This window comes from Pseudocitrobacter vendiensis (genome assembly GCF_943590815.1).
Taxonomy (GTDB): domain Bacteria; phylum Pseudomonadota; class Gammaproteobacteria; order Enterobacterales; family Enterobacteriaceae; genus Pseudocitrobacter; species Pseudocitrobacter vendiensis.
In genome coordinates this window covers 60,480-86,846 of the sequence record NZ_CALSBS010000014.1, presented here as the reverse complement: position 1 = coordinate 86,846, position 26,367 = coordinate 60,480, and the positions used below count along the sequence as shown (strand labels likewise).

22 protein-coding genes and 2 tRNA genes are annotated in these 26,367 nt (G+C 53.6%); 19 read left to right on the top strand and 5 right to left on the bottom strand.

The window, feature by feature from the left end; all coding sequences use genetic code 11:
- Positions 1–19: 19 nt before the first annotated feature.
- Positions 20–1,453 carry a serine-type D-Ala-D-Ala carboxypeptidase gene (gene dacB / locus NMC31_RS15405; RefSeq protein WP_149463989.1) on the bottom strand — a complete coding sequence of 478 codons (1,434 nt, stop codon included), beginning with the start codon at positions 1,451–1,453 and terminating at the stop codon, positions 20–22.
- Positions 1,454–1,699: 246 nt separating this feature from the next.
- Here dacB and greA point away from each other — a divergent pair, with 246 nt between their 5' ends.
- A complete protein-coding gene (gene greA / locus NMC31_RS15400) occupies positions 1,700–2,176 on the top strand; it encodes a transcription elongation factor GreA (protein WP_015962844.1) in 477 nt (158 codons plus the stop codon).
- A gap of 153 nt (positions 2,177–2,329) precedes the next feature.
- Here greA and yhbY read toward each other — a convergent pair whose 3' ends face one another.
- The gene (yhbY, locus tag NMC31_RS15395) at positions 2,330–2,623 is read right to left on the bottom strand and encodes a ribosome assembly RNA-binding protein YhbY (RefSeq protein ID WP_041686369.1); all 294 of its coding nucleotides are present in this window, start codon (positions 2,621–2,623) and stop codon (positions 2,330–2,332) included.
- A gap of 126 nt (positions 2,624–2,749) precedes the next feature.
- Between yhbY and rlmE the strand changes: the two genes are divergently transcribed.
- From rlmE to NMC31_RS15365, 6 genes are all read left to right on the top strand, one after another.
- A complete protein-coding gene (rlmE, locus tag NMC31_RS15390) occupies positions 2,750–3,379 on the top strand; it encodes a 23S rRNA (uridine(2552)-2'-O)-methyltransferase RlmE (RefSeq protein ID WP_015962846.1) in 630 nt (209 codons plus the stop codon).
- A 100-nt stretch (positions 3,380–3,479) separates the two neighbouring features.
- Complete coding sequence (gene ftsH, locus NMC31_RS15385; protein ID WP_108474971.1) at positions 3,480–5,414, top strand: ATP-dependent zinc metalloprotease FtsH; 1,935 nt, start codon at positions 3,480–3,482, stop codon at positions 5,412–5,414.
- A 97-nt stretch (positions 5,415–5,511) separates the two neighbouring features.
- Positions 5,512–6,360, top strand: coding sequence for a dihydropteroate synthase (gene folP, locus NMC31_RS15380; protein WP_149463988.1), 849 nt, complete (start codon positions 5,512–5,514; stop codon positions 6,358–6,360).
- Positions 6,353–7,690, top strand: coding sequence for a phosphoglucosamine mutase (gene glmM / locus NMC31_RS15375; RefSeq protein WP_149463987.1), 1,338 nt, complete (start codon positions 6,353–6,355; stop codon positions 7,688–7,690). The genes folP and glmM overlap by 8 nt, the downstream gene beginning before the upstream one ends.
- Before the next feature lie 229 nt (positions 7,691–7,919).
- A complete protein-coding gene (secG, locus tag NMC31_RS15370; RefSeq protein ID WP_253898390.1) occupies positions 7,920–8,249 on the top strand; it encodes a preprotein translocase subunit SecG in 330 nt (109 codons plus the stop codon).
- A 13-nt stretch (positions 8,250–8,262) separates the two neighbouring features.
- Positions 8,263–8,349 (top strand) — tRNA-Leu (locus tag NMC31_RS15365).
- Positions 8,350–8,653: 304 nt separating this feature from the next.
- Here NMC31_RS15365 and argG read toward each other — a convergent pair.
- Positions 8,654–9,997, bottom strand: a complete 1,344-nt coding sequence (gene argG, locus NMC31_RS15360) for an argininosuccinate synthase (protein WP_253898389.1) — start codon at positions 9,995–9,997, stop codon at positions 8,654–8,656.
- Positions 9,998–10,334: 337 nt separating this feature from the next.
- Here argG and NMC31_RS15355 point away from each other — a divergent pair.
- The 12 genes from NMC31_RS15355 to mtr all read left to right on the top strand — a co-directional run bounded on the left by NMC31_RS15355 (position 10,335) and on the right by mtr (position 24,210).
- Positions 10,335–10,411 (top strand) — tRNA-Met (locus tag NMC31_RS15355).
- 207 nt (positions 10,412–10,618) lie between these two features.
- Entirely contained in the window at positions 10,619–11,071 is a 453-nt protein-coding gene (rimP, locus tag NMC31_RS15350) for a ribosome maturation factor RimP (protein WP_015962865.1), read from the top strand.
- A 27-nt stretch (positions 11,072–11,098) separates the two neighbouring features.
- Entirely contained in the window at positions 11,099–12,586 is a 1,488-nt protein-coding gene (gene nusA, locus NMC31_RS15345) for a transcription termination factor NusA (RefSeq protein ID WP_015962866.1), read from the top strand.
- A gap of 24 nt (positions 12,587–12,610) precedes the next feature.
- A complete protein-coding gene (gene infB, locus NMC31_RS15340) occupies positions 12,611–15,298 on the top strand; it encodes a translation initiation factor IF-2 (RefSeq protein ID WP_149463985.1) in 2,688 nt (895 codons plus the stop codon).
- A 161-nt stretch (positions 15,299–15,459) separates the two neighbouring features.
- The gene (gene rbfA / locus NMC31_RS15335) at positions 15,460–15,861 is read left to right on the top strand and encodes a 30S ribosome-binding factor RbfA (protein WP_015962868.1); all 402 of its coding nucleotides are present in this window, start codon (positions 15,460–15,462) and stop codon (positions 15,859–15,861) included.
- Positions 15,861–16,805, top strand: coding sequence for a tRNA pseudouridine(55) synthase TruB (truB, locus tag NMC31_RS15330; protein WP_253898388.1), 945 nt, complete (start codon positions 15,861–15,863; stop codon positions 16,803–16,805). Before rbfA ends, truB begins: the two co-directional genes overlap by 1 nt.
- 150 nt (positions 16,806–16,955) lie before the next feature.
- A complete protein-coding gene (rpsO, locus tag NMC31_RS15325) occupies positions 16,956–17,225 on the top strand; it encodes a 30S ribosomal protein S15 (protein WP_015962870.1) in 270 nt (89 codons plus the stop codon).
- Between the two features lie 347 nt (positions 17,226–17,572).
- The gene (gene pnp / locus NMC31_RS15320; protein WP_149463983.1) at positions 17,573–19,708 is read left to right on the top strand and encodes a polyribonucleotide nucleotidyltransferase; all 2,136 of its coding nucleotides are present in this window, start codon (positions 17,573–17,575) and stop codon (positions 19,706–19,708) included.
- 111 nt (positions 19,709–19,819) lie between these two features.
- Positions 19,820–20,704 (top strand): lipoprotein NlpI, encoded by an 885-nt coding sequence (nlpI, locus tag NMC31_RS15315; RefSeq protein WP_253898387.1) that lies wholly within the window; start codon positions 19,820–19,822, stop codon positions 20,702–20,704.
- A gap of 105 nt (positions 20,705–20,809) precedes the next feature.
- The gene (gene yrbN / locus NMC31_RS15310; RefSeq protein ID WP_100249910.1) at positions 20,810–20,890 is read left to right on the top strand and encodes a protein YrbN; all 81 of its coding nucleotides are present in this window, start codon (positions 20,810–20,812) and stop codon (positions 20,888–20,890) included.
- Positions 20,883–22,820, top strand: coding sequence for an ATP-dependent RNA helicase DeaD (deaD, locus tag NMC31_RS15305; RefSeq protein WP_149463981.1), 1,938 nt, complete (start codon positions 20,883–20,885; stop codon positions 22,818–22,820). Before yrbN ends, deaD begins: the two co-directional genes overlap by 8 nt.
- Before the next feature lie 145 nt (positions 22,821–22,965).
- Entirely contained in the window at positions 22,966–24,210 is a 1,245-nt protein-coding gene (gene mtr, locus NMC31_RS15300; RefSeq protein WP_253898386.1) for a tryptophan permease, read from the top strand.
- Between the two features lie 81 nt (positions 24,211–24,291).
- Here the strand turns inward: mtr and NMC31_RS15295 are convergent, their stop codons facing one another.
- Both NMC31_RS15295 and NMC31_RS15290 read right to left on the bottom strand, forming a co-directional pair.
- Positions 24,292–25,299, bottom strand: a complete 1,008-nt coding sequence (locus NMC31_RS15295; RefSeq protein ID WP_253898385.1) for a luciferase-like monooxygenase — start codon at positions 25,297–25,299, stop codon at positions 24,292–24,294.
- A 187-nt stretch (positions 25,300–25,486) separates the two neighbouring features.
- Positions 25,487–26,365 carry a U32 family peptidase gene (locus NMC31_RS15290; RefSeq protein ID WP_253898384.1) on the bottom strand — a complete coding sequence of 293 codons (879 nt, stop codon included), beginning with the start codon at positions 26,363–26,365 and terminating at the stop codon, positions 25,487–25,489.
- Positions 26,366–26,367 lie beyond the last annotated feature (2 nt).

Genomic DNA, 26,367 nt, shown 5'->3' with positions numbered 1-26,367 from the left:
ATGGCCGGGTTTTTTATGCTCAGTTATTCTGATAAATGTCCTTATACAACCGGCTCTCAAACCGCACCAACGGAATTCGGCGGTTACGTTGATCCGCCGGTGAAACCGCATAGCCCGAGAGATACTGCACGAATGCCATTCGTTGACCGCTGGCGGTGGTGATAAATCCGGCCAGGTTATACACGCCCTGCAACGAACCCGTTTTCGCGGAGACTTTGCCATCTACCCCCGCCTGATGCAGACCTGCGCGGTATTGCAAAGAACCATCATGCCCGGCGAGCGGCAGCATAGAGATGTAGTTCAGCTCATTATCATGCTGAGCGATATATTGCAGCACCTGCATCATCGTCGCAGGGGCGATCAGGTTATGCCGTGAAAGCCCGGAACCATCGGCGATAATCGTATTGCCCAAATCAACGCCCGCCTGCTGGCGCAGGATCTGGCGTACCGCATCGGAACCCGCACGCCAGGTGCCCGGCACGTTAAAACGTGCGTGGCCGATCATACGGAAGACGGTATCGGCGATCATGTTGTCCGATTTTTTCAGCATAATTCGCAGCAGATCGTGCAGCGGCGCGGACTGCTTCGTGGCGATCACGGTTCCCGGCTCATTAACCAGGGTCTGGCGCAGCAGCGTGCCGCTGTAGGTAATGCCAGCCTGCTTCAGTTCATCTTTAATGATCGCACCGGCGTAGCTGGCGCCGTCCTGGATCGCGAAAGCCAGTGGAAGCGGCTCGGAACGCTGCGGCAGACAGCCGGTCAGGGTGTAGCGGTTAAGATCGCCTGGCACCACGTCCAGTTCACAGTATTGCGCGTCAGGGGAGCCTTTCGCCAGCGTACGTACCTGGCTGAACATGGTCACCGGATAATAAGACGCAACGCGAATAAACGCTAAATCATCCGCTTTTTGCGCACTATAGAGAGAAATTGAGAAGCAGTTGCGATCGACAATCGCCGCAGCAGGCGGGGCGCTGAAGCACTGGGTCATGTCGTTCCACGGCCAGCCAGGAGCTTTATCGTGACTGGCGAAAATTGAGGTATCAATGAGCACATTACCTTCAATTTTCTGCACACCTGCTTTTTTCAGGTTAGCGACCATATTGCGAATATCCTGACGTTTTAACGTCGGATCGCCGCCAAATCGCGCCACCAGGTCGCCTTTCAGCGTACCATCATCGATGCTGCCTTTGCTCTCAAGAGTGGTGGTAAAGCGAAAGTCAGGGCCAAGCTGAAGCAACGCCGCAAGCGCAGTGATCACTTTCTGCGTACTGGCAGGCAGCGCCATCTGTTGGCTGTGGTAGTCGATCTCTGGCGCTGCTGCGCCCACTTTTTGCACCATAAAAGCAAGATTGGCCCCTGCAGGAAGTTGACTGGTGTACTCTTCAACATTCGCGGCCTGGACGCTAAACGCTATCGTGGTGGTCAATCCAATGATAAATCTGGAAAATCGCATAATCCCGCGCTAACAACCTGGAAACAAGCCGACATACTACGGCGCAAAGCCCTGTAAAGTAAACGATGACCCATAGTGAACTTCAGGGTAAAATACTTATCAAATGAGAAATTGCTGCTGACCTGGGACTTTGTACCCGGGTCGGTTTTCTTTTGCTTCTGGCCTGGCCGCGTGGCGTTGTCAGGCGGGCTGAGAGCTGGAGCGGGGTGAACTGCTCCCAACAGGAATGTTCAAGAGGTATAACAAATGCAAGCTATTCCGATGACCCTTCGTGGCGCAGAAAAACTGCGTGAAGAACTCGATTTTCTGAAATCTGTTCGCCGTCCTGAAATCATTGCAGCCATTGCGGAAGCACGTGAGCACGGCGATCTGAAAGAGAACGCTGAATACCATGCTGCCCGTGAGCAGCAGGGCTTCTGCGAAGGCCGTATTAAAGATATCGAAGCCAAGCTGTCTAACGCGCAGGTTATCGATATCACCAAAATGCCTAACAATGGCCGCGTGATTTTTGGCTCAACTGTCACTGTCCTTAACCTCGATACTGATGAAGAACAAACCTACCGTATCGTGGGTGATGATGAGGCGGATTTTAAGCAGAATCTGATTTCTGTGAACTCACCGATCGCGCGTGGTCTGGTCGGCAAAGAGCAGGATGATGTCGTAACCATTCGCACGCCAGGTGGCGAAGTCGAGTACGAAATCATTAAGGTTGAATATCTTTAACGGTTGCCCAACGCAGAGATGTTGATGCATTGTAAAGATAAGAAAAAGGCCGCATAGCGGCCTTTTATCAAGCTGAAGAGCGTGGCATGTTGCTAGCCCTCGAGAAGGAAAACCCTCGTTTTACACACTGTTGTGTGCAAATTTAGGATATTCTTAACGTGGCAGCGAGATTTTACGTTCTTTACTCGGGCGATAAAGCACCAGCATTTTACCGATGACCTGTACGTTACAGGCGCCGGTTTCGCGCACGATAGCGTCCACGATCAAGGTTTTGGTCTCGCGATCTTCAGACGCGACTTTCACCTTGATGAGTTCATGGTGCTCTAACGCTTGTTCAATCTCGGCCAGTACCCCTTCGGTCAAACCATTATTGCCAAGCATAACTACCGGCTTGAGCGGATGTGCCAGACCTTTCAGGTGCTGTTTTTGTTTAGTACTCAGATTCATCGTATATTTTTGCTTACGTTGGGATTGAAAACGGGTCATTCTACCGCCATCTCCCATATATCGCCAAATAGTGCGTTGAAATTTACGCCGCATGGCAACGATGTTCTGCCCCGATGGGAAAGTTAAATGACAGGTAAGAAGCGTTCTGCCAGCTCAAGTCGCTGGCTTCAGGAACACTTTAGCGATAAATATGTTCAAGCGGCACAGAAAAAAGGGTTGCGTTCCCGTGCCTGGTTTAAACTTGATGAAATACAGCAAAGTGACAAACTTTTTAAGCCGGGGATGACGGTTGTTGACCTCGGTGCTGCCCCAGGAGGCTGGTCACAGTACGTGGTCACGCAGATTGGTGGCAAAGGCCGCATCATCGCTTGCGATCTTTTACCTATGGATCCAATCGTTGGTGTGGACTTCCTTCAGGGCGACTTTCGTGATGAACTCGTGATGAAAGCGTTACTGGAACGCGTGGGTGACAGTAAAGTACAAGTTGTCATGTCAGATATGGCACCAAACATGAGTGGAACACCCGCGGTGGATATCCCCCGCGCCATGTATCTGGTGGAGCTGGCGCTTGAAATGGCTCGTGATGTTCTCGCGCCAGGCGGTAATTTTGTAGTGAAGGTGTTCCAGGGCGAAGGCTTCGATGAGTATCTAAGGGAAATTCGCTCCCTGTTTACGAAGGTGAAAGTTCGTAAGCCGGACTCTTCTCGCGCGCGTTCGCGGGAAGTGTACATTGTAGCGACCGGGCGAAAACCATAGAAGGTGGAATTTCAGACGAAAGTTTGAAACAAACTGGATATAGAGTATCCTGACGCTGTTTTTAACACAGTTGTAATAAGAGGTTAATCCCTTGAGTGACATGGCGAAAAACCTAATACTCTGGCTGGTCATTGCCGTTGTGCTGATGTCAGTATTCCAGAGCTTTGGGCCCAGCGAGTCGAATAGCCGCAAGGTGGACTACTCTACCTTCCTGCAAGAGGTCAATCAGGACCAGGTTCGCGAAGCGCGTATCAACGGACGTGAGATCAACGTTACCAAGAAAGATAGTAACCGTTACACGACTTACATTCCGGTTAACGATCCGAAGCTTCTCGACAACCTGCTGACTAAAAATGTCAAAGTGGTTGGCGAACCGCCTGAAGAACCGAGCCTGCTGGCTTCTATCTTCATCTCCTGGTTCCCGATGTTGTTACTGATCGGTGTCTGGATCTTCTTCATGCGCCAGATGCAGGGCGGCGGTGGCAAAGGTGCCATGTCGTTCGGTAAAAGTAAGGCGCGCATGCTGACTGAAGATCAGATCAAAACCACCTTTGCTGACGTCGCAGGCTGTGACGAAGCAAAAGAAGAGGTTGGTGAACTGGTTGAATATCTGCGTGAGCCGAGCCGTTTCCAAAAACTGGGCGGTAAAATTCCGAAAGGCGTCCTGATGGTCGGCCCTCCGGGTACCGGTAAAACGCTGCTGGCGAAAGCAATCGCTGGCGAAGCGAAGGTTCCGTTCTTTACGATTTCCGGTTCTGACTTCGTAGAAATGTTCGTCGGTGTGGGCGCATCTCGTGTGCGTGACATGTTCGAACAGGCGAAGAAAGCGGCACCGTGCATCATCTTTATCGATGAAATCGACGCCGTAGGCCGCCAGCGTGGCGCAGGCCTGGGCGGTGGTCACGATGAACGTGAACAGACTCTGAACCAGATGCTGGTTGAAATGGACGGCTTCGAAGGTAACGAAGGTATCATCGTTATCGCGGCAACTAACCGCCCGGACGTTCTCGACCCGGCGCTGCTGCGTCCTGGCCGTTTCGACCGTCAGGTTGTCGTTGGCCTGCCAGATGTTCGTGGTCGTGAGCAGATCCTGAAAGTTCACATGCGTCGCGTACCACTGGCACCCGATATCGACGCGGCAATCATTGCCCGTGGTACTCCTGGTTTCTCCGGTGCAGACCTGGCGAACCTGGTGAACGAAGCGGCACTGTTTGCCGCACGTGGCAACAAACGCGTTGTCTCAATGGTTGAGTTCGAAAAAGCGAAAGACAAAATCATGATGGGTGCGGAACGTCGCTCCATGGTGATGACGGAAGCGCAGAAAGAATCTACCGCGTATCACGAAGCAGGCCACGCGATTATTGGTCGCCTGGTGCCGGAACACGATCCGGTGCACAAAGTGACGATTATTCCGCGCGGACGTGCGCTGGGTGTGACCTTCTTCCTGCCTGAAGGCGACGCGATCAGCGCCAGCCGTCAGAAACTGGAAAGCCAGATTTCTACGCTGTATGGCGGTCGTCTGGCAGAAGAGATCATCTACGGTGCGGAGCATGTTTCTACCGGTGCGTCGAACGACATTAAGGTCGCGACGAACCTGGCGCGTAACATGGTCACCCAGTGGGGCTTCTCCGACAAACTCGGTCCGCTGCTGTACGCGGAAGAAGAGGGCGAGGTGTTCCTGGGCCGTTCTGTCGCGAAAGCGAAACATATGTCTGATGAAACCGCGCGTATCATCGACCAGGAAGTAAAATCGCTCATCGAACGTAACTACGATCGTGCACGTAAGTTGCTTAACGACAACATGGACATCCTGCATGCGATGAAAGATGCGCTCATGAAATATGAGACCATCGATGCGCCGCAGATTGATGACCTGATGGCCCGCCGTGATGTTCGCCCGCCAGCTGGCTGGGAAGAACCGGGTTCATCCAACAATTCTGACAACAATGGCACCCCGCGAGCGCCGCGTCCGGTCGATGAACCGCGTACGCCAAACCCGGGCAACACCATGTCAGAACAGTTAGGCGACAAATAAGTTATCCACACGTGATAACGTAGCATCACCTGAAACCCTGAGGCTTGCCTCAGGGTTTTTTTACATTCAAGACAAGAATTAATCGGAAGGATTAGCCATGAAACTCTTCGCCCAGGGCTCCACGCTGGATCTCTCTCACCCTCACGTTATGGGCATTCTGAACGTCACGCCGGATTCGTTCTCCGACGGTGGAACGCACAATACGTTAGTGGAGGCGGTGAAGCACGCTAACCTGATGATTAACGCTGGAGCGACTATTGTGGATGTGGGCGGTGAGTCTACGCGCCCAGGGGCTTCTGAAGTCAGCGTCGAAGAGGAGCTGGAACGGGTGATCCCGGTCGTAGAGGCCATTGCCCAGCGATTTGAAGTGTGGATCTCTGTTGATACATCAAAACCGGAGGTCATCCGCGAATCCGCGCGCGCAGGCGCCCACATTATTAATGATATCCGCTCGCTTACCGAACCCGGCGCACTGGAAGCGGCTGCAGAAACCGGCCTCCCCGTTTCCCTGATGCACATGCAGGGCAATCCGAAAACCATGCAGGAAGCACCGAAATATGATGACGTTTTTGCAGATGTGAATCGCTTCTTTATTGAGCATATCGCACGTTGCGAAGCGGCAGGTATCGGAAAAGAGAAATTGATCCTCGACCCGGGGTTCGGTTTCGGTAAGAATCTCTCCCATAATTATGCATTACTGGCACGCTTGTCCGAATTCCATCATTTTGGCCTTCCGCTGTTCGTTGGGATGTCGCGTAAATCGATGATTGGCCAACTGCTGAACGTTGGGCCTTCCGAACGTCTCAGTGGTAGCCTGGCGTGTGCGGTGATTGCCGCAATGCAGGGGGCGCATATTATTCGTGTCCATGATGTCAAAGAAACTGTAGAAGCGATGCGCGTGGTGGAAGCTACGTTGTCAGCGAAGGAAAACAAACGCTATGAGTAAACGTAAATATTTTGGTACCGATGGTATTCGTGGCCGCGTAGGCGATGCGCCCATCACCCCTGATTTCGTATTGAAATTGGGCTGGGCAGCCGGGAAGGTGCTGGCAAGCCACGGTTCACGTAAAATCATCATCGGTAAAGATACCCGCATCTCAGGCTACATGCTGGAGTCTGCACTGGAAGCCGGCCTTGCCGCTGCGGGGCTCTCTGCGTCCTTTACTGGCCCAATGCCGACCCCTGCGGTGGCTTACCTGACACGTACCTTCCGCGCTGAGGCGGGTATCGTTATCTCCGCATCGCATAATCCGTACTACGACAACGGCATCAAATTCTTCTCCATCGACGGCACCAAACTGCCGGATGAAGTTGAAGAAGCCATCGAAGCTGAGCTGGAAAAAGAGATCAGCTGTGTGGATTCAGCCGAACTGGGTAAAGCCAGTCGTATCGTCGATGCTGCGGGCCGCTATATCGAATTCTGCAAAGCGACCTTCCCGAACGAACTGAGCCTGAACGACCTCAAAATCGTGGTCGACTGTGCGAACGGTGCCACTTATCACATCGCGCCGAACGTGTTCCGCGAACTGGGCGCGCAGGTTGTGGCCATCGGCTGTGATCCGGATGGCGTAAACATCAACCAGGAAGTCGGCGCAACCGACGTTCGTGCCTTGCAGGCGCGCGTACTGGCTGAGAAGGCACACCTTGGCATCGCCTTTGACGGCGACGGCGACCGCGTCATCATGGTTGACCATGAAGGTAATAAAGTCGACGGTGACCAGATCCTCTATATCATTGCCCGTGAAGGGCTGCGTCAGGGCAAACTGCGCGGTGGCGCGGTCGGCACCCTGATGAGCAACATGGGTCTGGAAGTCGCGCTGAAGCAGTTAGGTATTCCGTTTGTACGCGCCAAAGTGGGCGACCGTTACGTGCTGGAAAAACTGCAGGAGAAAGACTGGCGCATTGGTGCGGAAAACTCCGGTCACGTCATTCTGTTAGATCAAACCACCACGGGTGACGGGATTGTGGCCGCGCTGCAGGTTGTTGCAGCGATGGTGCGTAACCACATGTCTCTGCATGATCTGTGCAGCGGCATGAAAATGTTCCCGCAGGTGCTGATCAACGTCCGCTTCACAGCGGGTAGCGGCGACCCGCTGGAAAATGAAACCGTAAAAGCGGTGACGGCGGAAGTGGAAGCCGCACTGGGCAACCGCGGTCGCGTGCTGCTGCGTAAATCGGGCACCGAGCCACTGATTCGCGTGATGGTTGAGGGCGAAGACGAAGCACAGGTTACTGCATTCGCTAATCGCATCGCGGATGCGGTTAAAGCGGTCTGATATCTGCGATAAGTGATTAATAAGGCGGCGGTTGCCGCCTCTCTTTTAGGGAAAACAGGCTTTTTTGCTGTTTTTTTCCGCAGTTGATACAATGCGATAAAATTGCCCTTGCGAAGGTGATTCGCTTTGGTTAGTATTCACACCCGCTTCAGTGGGAAACATTAAAAAAGCCCACTTTAATTGGTCGAAGCAATTGGTATGCGGCAACTCCGCAAGGAACAGGTTGATTATGTACGAAGCTCTTTTAGTAGTTTTCCTTATTGTAGCGATTGGCCTTGTTGGTCTGATCATGCTGCAGCAAGGTAAAGGCGCTGATATGGGAGCCTCCTTCGGAGCAGGCGCTTCCGGCACGCTGTTTGGTTCAAGTGGTTCTGGTAACTTCATGACCCGCATGACCGCAGTTCTGGCAACGTTGTTCTTCATTATCAGTCTGGCGCTGGGTAACATTAACAGCAACAAGACCAATAAAGGAAGCGAGTGGGAAAATCTGAGTGCGCCGAAAACCGAGCAAACTCAGCCAACTGCACCGGCTCAGCCGACCAGCGATATCCCACACTAAGAGTAGTATCTGTGCTGAGGTGGTGGAATTGGTAGACACGCTACCTTGAGGTGGTAGTGCCCTAACGGGCTTGTGGGTTCGAGTCCCATCCTCAGTACCAATATTCCGAAAGAAAGACGCTGAAAAGCGTCTTTTTTTTCGTCTATAGTAAACGTAGGCCTGATAAGCGTAGCGCATCAGGCATTGTGCTCGCGGCAGAGTTGCCGGATGGCGGCTTCGCCTTATCCGGCCTACAGATGCACCGAACATCGAACACCAAACACCAAACACCGCACGCTTCGTAGGCCTGATAAGCGCAGCGCCATCAGGCATTGTGCAAGCAGCAGAATCGCCAGACGTCGGTACAACCTGCCCACAAAAAAAGCCGCATACGCGGCTTTTTAGATGCATCGACAGAGACGCAATTACTTCCCTCTCTTCTCCAGATTCTCAACCTGCGGAACACCGCTGGCGGCTGAGGAAGAGAGCAGGCCAGTTTTTGCATAACCGAACAACTTATCGCGCGTGTCGGTGATATCCAGGTTACGCATAGTCAACTGACCGATACGATCTTCGGCAGAGAACATGGAGTCGCCTTTCTCCATCGTCAGACGCTCTGCTTTATAGGTCAGGTTGTCAGACACGGTATTCAGAATGGAGTAGTCGTTCCCGCGACGCAGTTCCAGCGTGACTTCGCCGGTAATCTGGCTTGCGACCCAGCGTTGCAGTGAATCACGCAGCATCAGCGCCTGAGAATCGAACCAACGGCCCTGGTACAGCAGACGACCCAACTGACGGCCATGCGCATGATACTGCTCGATGGTGTCTTCGTTGTGAATACCGGTCAGCAGACGCTCGTAAGCGATATGCAGCAGCGCCATCCCCGGGGCTTCGTAGATGCCACGACTTTTCGCTTCAATGATACGGTTTTCAATTTGATCGCTCATGCCCAGACCGTGACGGCCGCCAATGCGATTTGCTTCCAGCATCATCTCCACGTCGTCACTGAAGGTTTTACCGTTCAGCGCGACCGGATGACCCTGTTCAAAACGCACGGTCACTTCTTCTGCCGGGATCTTCACGTTCTCATCCCAGAACTTCACACCCATAATCGGGTTAACGATTTTGACGCTGGAGTTGAGGAATTCCAGGTCTTTCGCTTCGTGCGTTGCGCCAAGCATGTTGGAGTCGGTGGAGTAAGCTTTCTCGACGGACATTTTGTAGTCGAAGCCGCAGGAAATCATGAACTCAGACATCTCATGACGACCGCCCAGCTCATCGATAAAGTCGCTATCGAGCCACGGTTTGTAAATCTGCAGTTCGGCGTTGGTCAGCAGGCCATAACGATAGAAACGTTCAATATCGTTGCCTTTGTAAGTGCTGCCGTCGCCCCAAATGTTCACACCATCTTCTTTCATGGCGGCAACCAGCATGGTGCCGGTAACGGCGCGACCGAGTGGGGTTGTGTTGAAGTAGGTCAGGCCGCCGGTGGTATTGTGGAAGGCGCCACATTGAATAGCGGCTATACCTTCTGCAACCAGCTGCTTACGGCAGTCGATCAGACGAGCGTTCTCTGCGCCGTATTCCATGGCACGGCGTGGGATAGCGTCGTAGTCTTCTTCATCAGGCTGGCCCAGGTTTGCAGTATAGGCGTAAGGCACTGCTCCTTTTTGTCGCATCCACAGCAGCGCCGCGCTGGTGTCCAGACCGCCGGAGAAGGCGATACCAATACGTTGACCTACCGGAAGATGCTTGAGAATCGTCGTCATAAAGTAAAACCCTGCTTTGATAGACTGATGGAGAAAACGCTTTTTCGCTCTCAGTGAATTTTTATGCAAAATAAATGAGTTTTCATTTAATCATCTTTTGCGCAATACCGGAAGTGCTTCGTGTGATTTTCAGTGAAAAATCCTTATTACTGCGGTGTATCGCTTGTGACACATTACTGCCAGTAATACTGCTTGTCCGCTGCATAGAATGTGAGGTTGACAGGATGTTACTTTCTTCTTTATACTACAGGCCGATTTTACGTCCCGTCCTCGGTACCAAATCCCAGCATTATTTGCATTTTTTACTCAAAACGCGTAAAATTTGCCACGTTTCAGGCGCGGGGTGGAGCAGCCTGGTAGCTCGTCGGGCTCATAACCCGAAGGTCGTCGGTTCAAATCCGGCCCCCGCAACCACTTTCCCTTAGAGTTCTTTTTCAAATATACTGTGAAGACTTAGGCCTTCGTAGCTGGATTTGAAAAAAATTCTTTCGGAAGGTTCTCCAGGCCGCAGTTGCGGCTATAGGGTTCAGTTATCTAAAGCCCCGATTTATCGGGGTTTTTTGTTATCTGACTACAGAATAACTGGGCTTTACGCCCTTTTTTTATGTCTTGGGGGTGGGTTTGTCCACATTAGAGCAAAAATTAACAGAGATGATTACGGCACCAGTTGAAGCCCTGGGCTACGAACTGGTCGGCATCGAATTTATTCGCGGTCGCACATCCACACTGCGCATCTATATTGATAGTGAAGATGGCATCAATGTTGATGATTGTGCTGATGTGAGCCACCAGGTAAGCGCGGTGATGGATGTAGAAGATCCGATTACAGTGGCTTACAACCTGGAAGTTTCCTCTCCGGGCCTCGATCGTCCTATGTTCACCGCGGAACACTACACGCGTTTCCTGGGTGAAGAAGTCACGCTGGTCCTGCGCATGGCGGTTCAGAACCGTCGTAAATGGCAGGGCATTATCAAAGCGGTAGACGGTGAAATGATCACTGTGACAGTCGAAGGCAAAGATGAAGTGTTCGCGCTGAGTAACATCCAGAAGGCGAACCTGGTTCCCCACTTTTAACAGTCTGGATTGAGGTGAAAGGCCCCGATGAACAAAGAAATTTTGGCTGTTGTTGAAGCCGTCTCCAATGAGAAAGCGCTGCCGCGTGAGAAGATTTTCGAAGCGCTGGAAAGCGCGCTGGCAACGGCTACGAAGAAAAAATACGAACAAGAAATCGACGTTCGCGTAGAAATTGATCGTAAGAGCGGCGATTTCGATACATTCCGTCGTTGGGTGATCGTTGAAGAGGTCACGCAACCGACGAAAGAAATTACCCTGGAAGCAGCACGCTACGAAGACGAAAGCCTGAACGTGGGTGACTACGTTGAAGACCAGATCGAATCTGTGACCTTCGACCGTATCACCACTCAAACGGCGAAACAGGTTATCGTACAGAAAGTTCGTGAAGCTGAACGCGCAATGGTCGTTGATCAGTTCCGCGAACACGAAGGTGAAATCATCACTGGCGTGGTGAAGAAAGTGAACCGTGACAACATCTCTCTGGATCTCGGCAACAATGCTGAAGCCGTTATCCTGCGTGAAGATATGCTGCCGCGTGAGAACTTCCGTCCAGGCGACCGTATCCGTGGTGTACTTTATTCCGTACGTCCGGAAGCGCGTGGCGCACAGCTGTTCGTCACCCGTTCCAAGCCGGAAATGCTGATCGAACTGTTCCGCATTGAAGTGCCAGAAATTGGCGAAGAAGTTATTGAAATCAAAGCAGCCGCTCGCGATCCAGGTTCTCGTGCGAAAATCGCCGTGAAAACCAACGATAAGCGTATCGATCCGGTGGGTGCTTGCGTGGGTATGCGCGGTGCGCGTGTTCAGGCCGTTTCGACGGAGCTGGGCGGCGAGCGTATCGACATCGTTCTGTGGGACGATAACCCGGCGCAGTTCGTGATCAACGCCATGGCGCCGGCGGATGTCGCGTCTATCGTGGTCGACGAAGATAAACACACTATGGATATCGCTGTTGAAGCGGGCAACCTGGCGCAGGCGATTGGCCGTAATGGTCAGAACGTACGTCTGGCCTCGCAGCTGAGCGGCTGGGAACTCAACGTGATGACCGTTGATGACCTGCAGGCGAAGCATCAGGCTGAAGCGCACGCAGCGATCGATACCTTCACCAAATATCTCGATATTGATGAAGATTTCGCGACAGTGCTGGTTGAAGAAGGCTTCTCCACGCTGGAAGAACTGGCCTACGTGCCAATGAAAGAACTGCTGGAAATTGACGGTCTTGATGAAGACACCGTTGAGGCACTGCGCGAACGTGCTAAAAACGCACTGACCACTCTGGCACTGGCCCAGGAAGAAAGCCTCGGTGATAACAAACCGGCTGACGATCTGCTCAACCTTGAAGGGCTGGATCGCGCAATGGCATTCAAACTGGCAGCTCGTGGTGTTTGTACGCTGGAAGATCTCGCTGAACAAGGCGTTGATGACCTGGCTGATATCGAAGGTTTAACTGACGAGAAAGCCGGCGAGCTCATCATGGCCGCCCGTAATATTTGCTGGTTCGGCGACGAAGCGTAATAAACTGTAGCAGGAAGGAACAGCATGACAGATGTAACCGTAAAAACGCTGGCCGCAGAGATACAGACTTCGGTGGATCGCCTGGTACAGCAATTTGCTGACGCTGGTATCCCGAAGTCTGCTGATGACTCTGTGTCCGCACAAGAGAAACAAACTTTACTGGCGCACCTGAACCGTGAAAATGGTTCTGCGCCGGACAAATTGACCCTGCAGCGCAAAACGCGCAGCACGCTCAATATCCCAGGTACCGGCGGTAAAAGTAAGTCGGTACAAATCGAAGTCCGCAAGACACGCACCTTTGTGAAACGCGATCCGCAAGAGGCTGAACGCCTGGCCGCGGAAGAGCAGGCGCAGCGTGAAGCGGAAGAGCAAGCCCGTCGTGAAGCTGAAGAAGCAGCGAAGCGCGAGGCGCAACAAAAAGCCGAACGTGAGGCCGCAGAACAAGCTAAGCGTGAAGCCGCTGATAAAGCGAAACGTGAAGCTGCGGAAAAAGACAAAGTGAGCAATCAACAAGACGATATGACTAAAACTGCCCAGGCTGAGAAAGCCCGCCGTGAAAGTGAAGCTGCTGAGCTGAAGCGTAAAGCGGAAGAAGAAGCACGCCGCAAGCTTGAAGAAGAAGCGCGCCGCGTAGCGGAAGAAGCCCGCCGCATGGCAGAAGAAAACGAAAAAAATGGTGTGAATAGCGCTGAGCCGACTGAAGACACCAGCGATTATCACGTCACCACTTCTCAGCATGCTCGCCAGGCTGAAGATGAAAACGACCGTGAAGTTGAAGGTGGTCGTGGCCGTGGTCGTAACGCGAAAGCGGCCCGTCCGGCGAAAAAAGGCAACAAGCACGCTGAATCGAAAGCTGACCGTGAAGAAGCGCGTGCAGCGGTTCGTGGCGGTAAAGGCGGCAAACAGCGTAAAGGTTCTTCTCTGCAGCAGGGCTTCCAGAAGCCAGCGCAGGCCGTTAACCGTGACGTTATCATCGGCGAAACCATCACCGTTGGCGATCTGGCTAACAAAATGGCCGTTAAAGGTTCTCAGGTCATCAAAGCGATGATGAAACTGGGCGCAATGGCGACCATCAACCAGGTTATCGATCAGGAAACCGCACAGCTGGTTGCCGAAGAGATGGGCCACAAAGTTATCCTGCGTCGTGAAAACGAACTGGAAGAAGCGGTAATGAGCGACCGTGATACGGGTGCTGCGGCTGAACCGCGCGCACCGGTTGTAACCATCATGGGTCACGTTGACCACGGTAAAACCTCTCTGCTGGACTACATTCGTTCAACGAAAGTGGCCTCAGGCGAAGCGGGCGGCATTACCCAGCATATCGGTGCATACCACGTTGAAACTGACAACGGTATGATCACCTTCCTGGACACCCCAGGCCACGCCGCGTTTACCTCTATGCGTGCTCGTGGTGCGCAGGCAACGGATATCGTTGTTCTGGTTGTTGCAGCGGACGACGGCGTGATGCCGCAGACCATCGAAGCTATCCAGCACGCGAAAGCGGCGCAGGTTCCGCTGGTTGTTGCTGTGAACAAAATCGATAAGCCAGAAGCTGACCTCGATCGCGTTAAGAACGAACTCTCCCAGTACGGCGTTATGCCGGAAGAGTGGGGCGGCGAAGCACAGTTCATCCCAGTATCCGCGAAAGCCGGTACCGGTATCGACGACCTGCTGAACGCTATCCTGCTGCAGGCTGAAGTTCTGGAGCTGAAAGCGGTTCGTAAAGGTATGGCAAGCGGCGCGGTGATCGAATCCTTCCTGGATAAAGGTCGTGGTCCGGTTGCTACCGTTCTGGTACGCGAAGGTACTCTGCATAAGGGCGATATCGTTCTGTGTGGCTTCGAATACGGTCGTGTTCGTGCGATGCGTAACGAACTGGGTCAGGAAGTGCTGGAAGCGGGTCCGTCCATTCCGGTGGAAATCCTCGGTCTGTCCGGTGTTCCGGCTGCCGGTGACGAAGTAACCGTTGTGCGTGACGAGAAGAAAGCGCGTGAAGTTGCACTGTATCGTCAGGGCAAATTCCGTGAAGTTAAACTGGCTCGTCAGCAGAAATCCAAACTGGAGAACATGTTCGCCAACATGACCGAAGGCGAAGTTCACGAAGTGAACGTCGTGCTGAAGGCTGACGTACAGGGTTCTGTAGAAGCGATTTCCGATTCCTTGCTGAAACTGTCTACCGACGAAGTGAAAGTGAAGATCATCGGTTCTGGCGTAGGTGGTATCACCGAAACCGACGCCACGCTTGCTGCGGCATCCAACGCCATCCTGGTAGGCTTCAACGTCCGTGCTGATGCCTCTGCGCGCCGCGTGATCGAAGCAGAAAGCCTGGATCTGCGTTACTACTCCGTCATCTATAACCTGATCGACGAAGTGAAAGCAGCGATGAGCGGCATGCTGTCTCCGGAACTGAAACAGCAGATCATCGGTCTGGCTGAAGTACGTGATGTGTTCAAATCACCGAAATTCGGTGCGATCGCGGGCTGTATGGTTACCGAAGGTATCATTAAGCGTCACAACCCAATCCGCGTTCTGCGCGACAACGTGGTTATCTATGAAGGCGAGCTGGAATCCCTGCGCCGCTTCAAAGATGACGTTAACGAAGTCCGTAACGGCATGGAATGTGGTATCGGCGTGAAGAACTACAACGACGTTCGCGTTGGCGATATGATCGAAGTGTTCGAGATCATCGAAATTCAGCGTACGATTGCCTAAGGTTGATTGGGTGTAGGCCGGATAAGGCGTTACGCCGCATCCGGCAGCCGTTGCCTGATGCGACGCTCGCGCGTCTTATCAGGCCTACGTGAACAGCCCTTTCTACCTGAGATTAATTTTAAAAGGGGCTTTTGGCCCCTTTTTTGTCTGGAGAATTTATTATGGCGAAAGAATTTGGTCGCCCGCAGCGCGTGGGGCAGGAGATGCAAAAAGAGATCGCACTCATCCTGCAGCGCGAAATTAAAGACCCGCGTCTGGGCATGATGACGACCGTTTCCGGCGTGGAAATGTCCCGTGATCTGGCCTATGCCAAAGTGTTTGTGACCTTCCTGAACGATAAAGATGAAGCTGCCGTTAAAGCAGGCATCAAAGCGCTGCAGGAAGCTTCCGGTTTCATCCGCTCGCTGCTGGGTAAAGCCATGCGTCTGCGTATCGTGCCGGAACTGACCTTCTTCTACGACAACTCGTTAGTTGAAGGGATGCGTATGTCCAACCTGGTGACTAACGTGGTTAAGCATGACGAAGAACGTCGTGTGAACCCGGACGACAGCAAGGAGGACTGATGAGTCGTCCTCGTCGTCGCGGTCGTGATATCCACGGCGTATTGTTGCTGGACAAACCGCAAGGTGCATCCAGCAATGATGTGCTGCAAAAAGTAAAACGTCTCTATAACGCGAACCGCGCCGGGCATACCGGGGCGCTGGATCCGCTGGCGACCGGCATGCTGCCGATTTGCCTTGGGGAAGCGACCAAGTTTTCTCAGTATCTGCTGGATTCCGATAAGCGATATCGCGTCATCGCACGATTGGGCCAACGTACCGATACGTCCGATGCCGACGGTCAGATTGTCGAAGAGCGCCCGGTGACCTTCACCGATGCGCAGCTGGCTGATGCGCTGGAGAGTTTTCGTGGCGATACCCAGCAGGTGCCGTCAATGTATTCGGCACTGAAGTATCAGGGCAAAAAGCTCTACGAATACGCCCGCCAGGGCATTGACGTGCCGCGTGAAGCGCGCCCGATTACCGTGTATGAACTGCTGTTTATTCGCCACGAAGGCGATGAACTGGAGCTGGAAATTCACTGTTCGAAGGGCACCTACATTCGCACCATCATTGATGACCTGGGTGAAAAGCTCGGCTGCGGCGCGCACGTTATTTTCCTGCGTCGTCTGGCGGTGAGTAAATACCCGGTTGAACGGATGGTGACCCTGGAACAGTTGCGCGAGTATGTCGAGCAGGCAGAACAGCAGGGGATTCCTGCCGCACAACTGCTGGACCCGCTGCTGATGCCGATGGACAGTCCGGCTTCGGACTTCCCCGTCGTCAATATTCCCTCCGTTGTGGCGGCATACTTTAAGAACGGCCAGCCGGTGCGTGCCTCTCAGGCGCCCGCCAGCGGATTAGTCCGCGTCACCGAAGGCGACGACGCGAAATTTATCGGCATGGCTGAAATCGATGATGAAGGTCGTGTCGCACCGCGTCGTCTGGTGGTGGAATACCCCGAGTGAGGCAATTGCCTCTCTTGCGATAACAGGTCGCTACGAGTAGAATGTTGCGGCTTAACGTCTGCGTAATTGTTTAACAATGGGCAAGCGTTATCTCAGGGCTGCTGAATTAGAGATCGGCACCCTTTCATTCTTTTAAATTTGGAGTTCAAAATGTCTCTAAGCGTTGAAGCTAAAGCACAAATCGTTTCTGAGTTCGGTCGCGATGCGAACGACAGCGGTTCTACCGAAGTTCAGGTTGCTCTGCTGACTGCACAGATCAACCACCTGCAGGGTCACTTTGCAGAGCACAAAAAAGATCACCACAGCCGTCGTGGTCTGCTGCGCATGGTTTCTCAGCGTCGTAAACTGCTGGACTACCTGAAACGTAAAGATGTTGCACGCTACACCGCGCTGATCGAGCGTCTGGGTCTGCGTCGCTAATTCTGGCGAGTTTCAGAAAGAGGGGCCTTTATGGCCCCTTTTTTCCACCAGATGTCAGCCAGTTAAGAGAAAACGTACCCGCAAAAAAATAGTGCTTAAGCGAAAGCCTGTGTGCCACGTAAATGAATTTACAACGCACGTTGCTAACGCAGCGGTATTTTGAAAGATAACGGGTATAATGTATTGTTGTTGTAGATGTTCTTCATTGCAGAGGTTCGCGCGGCTAATGAGAGGCTTTACCCATGAAGGGTTAGGGTTGTCATTAGTCGCGAGGATGCAACGAAGATCGAGTTCCTATGTCGGCACGCCTGAAGGTGTGCTGCCACTTATTGAGAAAGGATAGAATTTTGCTTAATCCGATCGTTCGTAAATTCCAGTACGGCCAACACACCGTAACCCTGGAAACCGGCATGATGGCGCGTCAGGCAACTGCCGCTGTGATGGTTAGCATGGATGACACCGCGGTATTCGTTACCGTTGTCGGCCAGAAAAAAGCGAAACCAGGCCAGGATTTCTTCCCGCTGACCGTTAACTATCAGGAGCGTACCTACGCTGCTGGTCGTATCCCGGGTAGCTTCTTCCGTCGTGAAGGCCGTCCAAGTGAAGGCGAAACCTTGATCGCGCGTCTGATTGACCGCCCGGTTCGCCCGCTGTTCCCGGAAGGCTTCGTCAACGAAGTTCAGGTTATCGCGACCGTTGTGTCCGTAAACCCGCAGGTTAACCCAGACATCGTGGCAATGATTGGCGCATCCGCTGCGCTGTCTCTGTCCGGTATCCCGTTCAACGGCCCAATCGGCGCCGCTCGCGTAGGTTACATCAATGACCAGTACGTACTGAACCCGACTCAGGACGAGCTGAAAGAAAGCAAGCTGGACCTGGTGGTTGCCGGTACCGAAGCTGCTGTTCTGATGGTTGAATCCGAAGCAGAACTGCTGAGCGAAGATCAGATGCTCGGCGCGGTAGTGTTCGGTCATGAACAACAGCAGGTTGTTATCCGTGAAATCAACGAGCTGGTGAAAGAAGCCGGTAAACCTCGTTGGGACTGGCAGCCTGAAGCCGCTAACGACGCGCTGAATGCACGCGTTGCTGCTCTGGCAGAAGCTCGCCTGAGCGACGCTTACCGCATCACCGACAAACAAGAGCGTTATGCTCAGGTTGACGTGATCAAATCTGAAACCATCGCAACGCTGGTAGCTGAAGACGAAACTCTGGACGCTAACGAGCTGGGCGAAATCCTGCACGCTATCGAGAAAAACGTTGTTCGTAGCCGCGTACTGGCAGGCGAACCGCGTATCGATGGCCGTGAAAAAGACATGATCCGTGGTCTGGACGTGCGCACTGGCGTGCTGCCGCGTACTCACGGCTCCGCGCTGTTCACCCGTGGTGAAACTCAGGCGCTGGTTACTGCTACCCTGGGTACGACCCGCGATGCGCAGAACCTCGACGAGCTGATGGGCGAGCGTACGGACAACTTCCTGTTCCACTACAACTTCCCTCCGTACTGCGTAGGTGAAACGGGTATGGTCGGTTCTCCGAAGCGTCGTGAAATTGGTCACGGCCGTCTGGCGAAACGCGGCGTACTGGCAGTGATGCCGGAACTGGACAAATTCCCGTACACCGTTCGTGTGGTTTCTGAAATCACCGAATCTAACGGTTCTTCCTCCATGGCTTCCGTATGTGGTGCTTCCCTGGCGCTGATGGACGCTGGTGTGCCTATCAAAGCAGCCGTGGCGGGTATCGCGATGGGTCTGGTGAAAGAAGGCGACAACTTTGTTGTTCTGTCTGACATCCTGGGCGACGAAGACCACCTGGGCGATATGGACTTCAAAGTAGCGGGTTCCCGCGACGGTATCTCTGCGCTGCAGATGGATATCAAAATTGAAGGTATCACCAAAGAGATCATGCAGGTTGCGCTGAACCAGGCTAAAGGTGCGCGTCTGCACATCCTGGGCGTGATGGAACAGGCGATCAACGCGCCGCGCGGCGACATCTCTCAGTTCGCACCGCGTATCCACACCATCAAGATCAGCCCGGACAAAATCAAAGACGTTATCGGTAAAGGCGGTTCAGTTATCCGTGCCCTGACCGAAGAAACCGGCACCACCATCGAAATCGAAGATGACGGTACTGTGAAGATCGCTGCGACCGATGGTGAAAAAGCGAAATACGCTATCCGTCGTATCGAAGAGATCACCGCAGAGATCGAAGTGGGTCGTATCTATAACGGTAAAGTGACCCGTATCGTAGACTTTGGCGCATTCGTTGCCATCGGCGGCGGTAAAGAAGGCCTGGTGCACATCTCTCAGATCGCTGACAAGCGTGTTGAGAAAGTCACTGATTACCTGCAGATGAATCAGGAAGTACCGGTTAAGGTTCTGGAAGTTGACCGTCAGGGCCGTATCCGTCTGAGCATCAAAGAAGCAACCGAGCAGTCTCAGCCTGCTGCCGCACCGGAAGCTCCGGCCGCGGAACAAGGCGAGTAAGGTTTGCCGTTTTGCCCTCTGCGTAAGCAGGGGGCAATTTTACCTGGCGGGATGCCTGTTTGCAGCCGGGGGACAGGACGTTCATCCAATTGTTGTCTTCGGGAGTGGGAAATGAAGCCTTTTTTGCGCTGGTGTTTCGTAGCGACAGCACTCACGCTGGCAGGATGCAGTAATTCTGCCTGGCGAAAGAGTGAGGTCCTTGCGGTACCATTGCAACCGACTTTACAGCAGGAAGTGATTCTGGCACGCATGGAACAAATTCTTGCCAGTCGGGCTTTAACCGATGACGAACGCGCACAGCTTTTATATGAGCGCGGAGTGTTGTATGATAGTCTCGGTCTGAGGGCACTAGCGCGTAACGATTTTTCGCAAGCGCTGGCAATCCGACCAGATATGCCTGAAGTATTCAATTACTTAGGCATTTACTTAACGCAGGCAGGCAATTTTGATGCTGCCTATGAAGCGTTTGATTCTGTACTTGAGCTTGATCCAACTTACAATTATGCGCACTTGAACCGCGGCATCGCGCTTTATTACGGTGGCCGTGCAAAATTAGCGCAAGATGATCTGCTGGCGTTTTATCAAGACGATCCCAATGATCCCTTCCGTAGTCTGTGGTTATTCCTCGCCGAGCAGAAGCTCGATGAGAAGCAGGCAAAAGACGCGTTGAAACAACGCTTCGATAAATCGGATAAAGAACAATGGGGATGGAACATTGTCGAGTTCTACTTAGGCAACATTGACGAAAAAACGTTAATGGAGCGCCTGAAGGCGGACGCAACGGATAACACCTCGCTCGCTGAGCATCTCAGTGAAACCAACTTCTGTTTAGGTAAGTATTACCTAAGTCTTGGGGACAAGGACAGCGCTACGGCACTGTTCAAACTGGCGGTTGCTAACAACGTTCATAACTATGTTGAGCACCGATACGCATTGTTGGAATTATCGCTCCTGGGCCAGGACCAAGATGACCTGGCAGAATCGGACCAGCAATAGCTGACGACTACATCAGCCCGTAATCTTTTTGATTGCCATCACCTTCGCGGGTGAGGGCGTTGTTGTTCGTTAATACACCTACTTTGAGCCGGTTCACACTTTTCAATGAAAATTGCAGATCAATTTCATGATGAGTTATGTAGACTGGCCGCCATTAATATCGAGGCACTTGTACTACATGGCTGAATTCGAAACCACTTTTGCAGATCTGGGCCTGAAGGCTCCTATCCTTGAAGCCCTTAACGATCTGGGTTACGAAAAACCATCTCCGATCCAGGCTGAGTGCATCCCGCACCTGCTGGGCGGTCGTGACGTGCTGGGCATGGCCCAGACAGGTAGTGGTAAAACCGCAGCGTTTTCCCTGCCACTGCTGAACAATCTTGATCCTGAGCTGAAAGCACCTCAAATCCTGGTGCTGGCACCGACCCGCGAACTGGCGGTTCAGGTTGCTGAAGCCATGACGGATTTCTCTAAACATATGCGCGGTGTAAACGTGGTTGCTCTGTACGGCGGCCAGCGTTATGACGTGCAATTACGCGCCCTGCGTCAGGGGCCGCAGATCGTCGTCGGTACGCCGGGTCGTCTGCTGGATCACCTGAAACGCGGCACCCTGGACCTCTCTAAACTGAGCGGTCTGGTTCTGGATGAAGCTGACGAAATGCTGCGCATGGGCTTCATCGAAGACGTTGAAACCATTATGGCGCAGATCCCGGAAGGTCATCAGACCGCTCTGTTCTCTGCAACCATGCCGGAAGCAATTCGCCGTATTACCCGCCGCTTTATGAAAGAGCCGCAGGAAGTACGCATTCAATCCAGCGTCACTACCCGTCCTGACATCAGCCAGAGCTACTGGACTGTCTGGGGCATGCGTAAAAACGAAGCACTGGTACGTTTCCTGGAAGCGGAAGATTTTGATGCGGCGATTATCTTCGTTCGTACCAAAAACGCGACTCTGGAAGTGGCTGAAGCTCTTGAGCGTAACGGCTACAACAGCGCCGCGCTGAACGGTGACATGAACCAGGCGCTGCGTGAGCAGACGCTGGAACGTCTGAAAGATGGTCGTCTGGATATCCTGATTGCAACCGACGTTGCGGCCCGTGGCCTGGACGTTGAGCGTATCAGCCTGGTCGTAAACTACGATATCCCGATGGATTCTGAGTCTTACGTTCACCGTATCGGTCGTACCGGCCGTGCGGGTCGTGCTGGCCGCGCGCTGCTGTTCGTTGAGAACCGCGAGCGTCGTCTGCTGCGCAACATCGAACGCACCATGAAGCTGACTATTCCGGAAGTTGAACTGCCGAATGCAGAACTGCTGGGCAAACGTCGCCTGGAAAAATTCGCCGCGAAAGTACAGCAGCAGCTGGAAAGCAGCGATCTGGATCTCTACCGTGGCCTGCTGGCGAAAATCCAGCCGACTGCCGAAGGCGAAGAACTGGATATCGAAACCCTGGCCGCAGCACTGCTGAAAATGGCACAGGGCGAGCGTACTCTGATCGTTCCGCCAGATGCGCCGATGCGTCCGAAACGTGAATTCCGTGACCGTGATGACCGTGGTCCGCGCGATCGCAACGATCGTGGCCCGCGTGGCGACCGTGAAGATCGTCCGCGTCGCGAACGTCGTGATGCCGGTGATATGGAACTGTATCGCATTGAGGTGGGCCGTGATGATGGCGTTGAAGTACGTCACATTGTTGGTGCGATTGCCAACGAAGGCGATATCAGCAGCCGTTACATCGGTAACATCAAACTGTTCGGTACGCACTCCACTATCGAACTGCCGAAAGGTATGCCGGGCGAAGTACTGCAGCACTTTACTCGCACCCGCATCCTGAACAAACCGATGAACATGCAGCTGCTGGGCGACGCGCAACCGCGTCCTGAGCGTAGCGGTGGTCGCGGTTTCGGCGGCGAGCGTCGTGAAGGCGGTCGTGGCTTTGGCGGCGAACGTCGTGAAGGCCGTGGTTTCGGTGGTGAGCGTCGTGAAGGTGGCCGTGGTGATGGTCGTCGTTTCAGCGGCGAACGTCGTGACGGTGGCCGTGCGCCGCGTCGTGATGATGCTGCCGCGCCGCGTCGTGATGACTCTTCCAGCCGTCGCCGTTTCGGTGGTGATGCGTAAGAAATCATCGCTTGTTAGCGTAAAGTAAAATATACAGCCCCGGTTGCGAAATCGGGGTTTTTTTTATTCCTTTTGTACTCGTGTACTGGTACATTAGCGCCATGCTAACGTATAGCAAAGAATGATTCACTGGAGATATCGGCAAATGGCGACACTTACCACTACAGCTTCACGACCGTCACTTTTTGGTGGCGTAGTGATCATCGGCGGGACCATTATTGGTGCGGGCATGTTCTCGCTGCCGGTGGTGATGGCCGGTAGCTGGTTCTTCTGGTCGCTGGCGGCGCTGCTTTTCACCTGGTTCTGCATGCTGCATTCCGGGCTGATGATCCTCGAAGCGAACCTCAACTACCGCATCGGCGCGAGCTTCGACACGTTGACCAAAGATCTCCTTGGCAAAGGCTGGAATATCGTCAACGGCATCTCGATTGCCTTTGTTCTTTATATTCTGACCTACGCCTATATCTCTGCGAGCGGCTCTATTCTGCATCATACGTTTGCAGAGATGTCGCTAAACGTACCGGCACGCGTGGGGGGCTTTACCTTCGCATTACTGGTGGCCTTTATTGTCTGGATGAGTACCAAAGCGGTCAGCCGCATGACGGCTATCGTACTGGGCGCGAAAGTCATCACCTTCTTCCTGACGTTTGGTAGTTTGCTGGGGCATGTGGAGCCGACAACGCTGTTTAACGTCGCAGAAAGTAATGCCTCTTACACCCCGTATCTGCTGATGACGTTACCGTTCTGCCTGGCCTCCTTTGGCTATCACGGCAACGTGCCAAGCCTGATGAAGTATTACGGTAAAGATCCTAAGACCATCGTGAAATGCCTGGTTTACGGTACGCTGCTGGCGCTGGGGCTTTACACCATCTGGTTGCTGGGAACGATGGGTAACATCCCGCGTCCGGAATTTATCGGCATTGCTGAGAAAGGCGGGAACATTGACGTGCTGGTACAAGCGCTGAGCGGCGTGCTGAACAGCCGTAGTCTGGACCTGTTGCTGGTGGTGTTTTCTAACTTCGCGGTAGCGAGTTCATTCCTGGGCGTAACGCTGGGTCTGTTCGATTACCTGGCCGATCTGTTTGGCTTTGACGATAGCGCGATGGGCCGTTTCAAAACGGCGCTGCTGACCTTCGCACCACCGATCGTGGGCGGCGTACTGTGGCCGAACGGCTTCCTGCATGCCATTGGCTATGCCGGGCTGGCGGCAACCATCTGGGCGGCGATTGTACCCGCTCTTTTGGCCCGCGCATCGCGCAAACGCTTCGGCAGCCCGAAATTCCGCGTCTGGGGCGGCAAGCCGATGATTGCGCTGATTCTGGTCTTCGGTATCGGCAATGCGCTGGTGCACATTCTGTCGAGCTTTAATTTGTTGCCGGTTTATCAGTAATTGTGCGGCCTGATGCCCTCACCCTAACCCTCTCCCACAGGGAGAGGGGACTGCCCGGAGTGAGGGGCACACAAACCGTACTTACCCCAACAACTCTTCCTTCACATCCATCGCCAGCCCGAACGAATGCAGACGTGCCTCGCTATCAAAAATCTGCCCGTTAACCATAATTTCATCCGCGTCGGTTTCACGCAGAATTGACTCGAGCCCGTGACGCACTTTCGCTTTATCTCCAACCAGCGACATACTCAGCGCCTGCTGTACGCCATACTGCTCGGACGGCGACCAGAACTGATCCATGTTTTGAATCGGCGGTGGTAGTTGCCCGGTTTCGCCACGGCGCAGTTTCACAAACGCCTGCTGCATGGAGGTGAACAGGAATTCCGCGTCGCGATTGCTGTCGGCGGCGATGATATTGATACACACCATCGCGTACGGTTGTTCCAGCCGCGCGGAAGGTTTGAAGTTGGTGCGGTAAAGGTGCAGTGCCTGGAACAGCATATCCGGTGCGAAGTGCGAGGCAAACGCGAACGGCAGACCTAACTGTGCGGCAAGCTGCGCGCTATAGAGGCTCGAACCCAGCAGCCAAACCGGGATTTTTTCGCCGTAGCCGGGAACCGGGCGCACGTGTGGATTGGGATCGCGGGCATCAAACCAGTCAACCAGCTCCGCAACATCGCGTGGGAAGTTATCCACATCGCCGCTCATATGACGACGCAGTGCCATCATGGTGCGCTGGTCGCTGCCTGGCGCGCGGCCCAGCCCTAAATCAATACGACCAGGGTACAACGTATTAAGCGTGCCAAACTGTTCGGCAATGACCAGTGGAGAGTGGTTCGGCAGCATCACGCCGCCGGAACCGAGATGCAGGGTGGTGGTATTCGCCGCCAGATAGCCAATCAGTACCGACGTTGCCGCGCTGGCGATGCCGGTCATGTTGTGGTGTTCCGCTAACCAGTAGCGATGATAGCCACGCTTTTCGGCGAGCTTTGCGAGATCGAGGGAACGGTCGAAGGCGTCTTTGGCCTGCAAACCTTGTGGGATCGGCGCGAGATCGAGCACCGAGTATGCAACGGTTTTGTCAGTCATAAAGGCTCACTTTGTTAGCTGCTGAACATTTCATACTGCATTAAAGAGTAGTGAATGTTGTTAACAAAGTGAGCTTTATACGGTAGGTGGCGCAGGTAAAATGCCTGATGGCGCTACGCTTATCAGGCCTACGCGACAATATATTTGTAGGCCGGATAAGGCATTTATGCCGCCATCCGGCGAAAGGTTACGCCTGTAGCTCCAGACCCGCCAGACGTTTCCAGTAACCGTTACAGTCGCTGTTGGCGGTGAGGTTCAGTGGTGCCTGGCCATTTTCGTTGGCGCGGAAGGCATCCAGCATGTCGAACGTCTCGGTGCCCAGCGGCGACAGACGCACGATATCCACCAGCCCCTGCATTGATGCCAGCTCATTACCCAGGTTGTAGACATAACCGCTCATGGTCTGAATGCCGTTGAGCACGAAGACCTGCTGGTTTTCCTGCGACAGCATACTGCGCCCATTCGGGTATTTAATGCAGCAGGTTTCGCATTCATCTTTTGGCCTATCTTCCGAACGCGCGGTAAAGCAGCGTGCGGAGTAGGCCAGCGGCAGATGGCCGTAGCTCAGAACTTCCACCTCAAACTGATTGCGGATGCCCAGCTCTTCACACTGCGTCAGCAGATTCGCCAGCCAGTCGCGAGACAGCTCGACTGGCATACACCAGCGCATCATGCCCTGTTTCGCCAGCAGACGAAGCGTTACTGCGTTATAGCAGTTCAGCGCATGCCCGGCGACGAACGGCAATTTGCGGTCGGCGCACATATTCACCACGCCGAGATCGCTCGCTTCCAGCAGGAAGTCGCCGTTTTCAACGTAACGCTTCAGCTCGCCCAGTTCAGAAGAGGCCTGCACCAGCGCCAGCGTGGATAGCACAATTTGCTTGCCGCTGCCCGCCAGCGATTTCGCCATATCCAGCCAGTCGCCCACTTTGGTGGCGCGACGCTTGCTGCATACCGCTTCGCCCAGATAAATAATATCAGCACTGCTGGTGGCGGCCTGCTGGTAGAAATCCTCCAGCGTCTCTTTTGGCCAGTAGTACAGCACCGGCCCTAATGAATATTTCATGG

Coding starts and splice junctions, on each gene's coding strand:
- dacB (WP_149463989.1), bottom strand. CDS start 1,453: ATGCGATTTTCCAGATTTATCATTGGATTGACCACCACGATAGCGTTT.
- greA (WP_015962844.1), top strand. CDS start 1,700: ATGCAAGCTATTCCGATGACCCTTCGTGGCGCAGAAAAACTGCGTGAA.
- yhbY (WP_041686369.1), bottom strand. CDS start 2,623: ATGAATCTGAGTACTAAACAAAAACAGCACCTGAAAGGTCTGGCACAT.
- rlmE (WP_015962846.1), top strand. CDS start 2,750: ATGACAGGTAAGAAGCGTTCTGCCAGCTCAAGTCGCTGGCTTCAGGAA.
- ftsH (WP_108474971.1), top strand. CDS start 3,480: ATGGCGAAAAACCTAATACTCTGGCTGGTCATTGCCGTTGTGCTGATG.
- folP (WP_149463988.1), top strand. CDS start 5,512: ATGAAACTCTTCGCCCAGGGCTCCACGCTGGATCTCTCTCACCCTCAC.
- glmM (WP_149463987.1), top strand. CDS start 6,353: ATGAGTAAACGTAAATATTTTGGTACCGATGGTATTCGTGGCCGCGTA.
- secG (WP_253898390.1), top strand. CDS start 7,920: ATGTACGAAGCTCTTTTAGTAGTTTTCCTTATTGTAGCGATTGGCCTT.
- argG (WP_253898389.1), bottom strand. CDS start 9,997: ATGACGACGATTCTCAAGCATCTTCCGGTAGGTCAACGTATTGGTATC.
- nusA (WP_015962866.1), top strand. CDS start 11,099: ATGAACAAAGAAATTTTGGCTGTTGTTGAAGCCGTCTCCAATGAGAAA.
- infB (WP_149463985.1), top strand. CDS start 12,611: ATGACAGATGTAACCGTAAAAACGCTGGCCGCAGAGATACAGACTTCG.
- rbfA (WP_015962868.1), top strand. CDS start 15,460: ATGGCGAAAGAATTTGGTCGCCCGCAGCGCGTGGGGCAGGAGATGCAA.
- truB (WP_253898388.1), top strand. CDS start 15,861: ATGAGTCGTCCTCGTCGTCGCGGTCGTGATATCCACGGCGTATTGTTG.
- rpsO (WP_015962870.1), top strand. CDS start 16,956: ATGTCTCTAAGCGTTGAAGCTAAAGCACAAATCGTTTCTGAGTTCGGT.
- nlpI (WP_253898387.1), top strand. CDS start 19,820: ATGAAGCCTTTTTTGCGCTGGTGTTTCGTAGCGACAGCACTCACGCTG.
- yrbN (WP_100249910.1), top strand. CDS start 20,810: ATGAAAATTGCAGATCAATTTCATGATGAGTTATGTAGACTGGCCGCC.
- deaD (WP_149463981.1), top strand. CDS start 20,883: ATGGCTGAATTCGAAACCACTTTTGCAGATCTGGGCCTGAAGGCTCCT.
- mtr (WP_253898386.1), top strand. CDS start 22,966: ATGGCGACACTTACCACTACAGCTTCACGACCGTCACTTTTTGGTGGC.
- NMC31_RS15295 (WP_253898385.1), bottom strand. CDS start 25,299: ATGACTGACAAAACCGTTGCATACTCGGTGCTCGATCTCGCGCCGATC.
- NMC31_RS15290 (WP_253898384.1), bottom strand. CDS start 26,365: ATGAAATATTCATTAGGGCCGGTGCTGTACTACTGGCCAAAAGAGACG.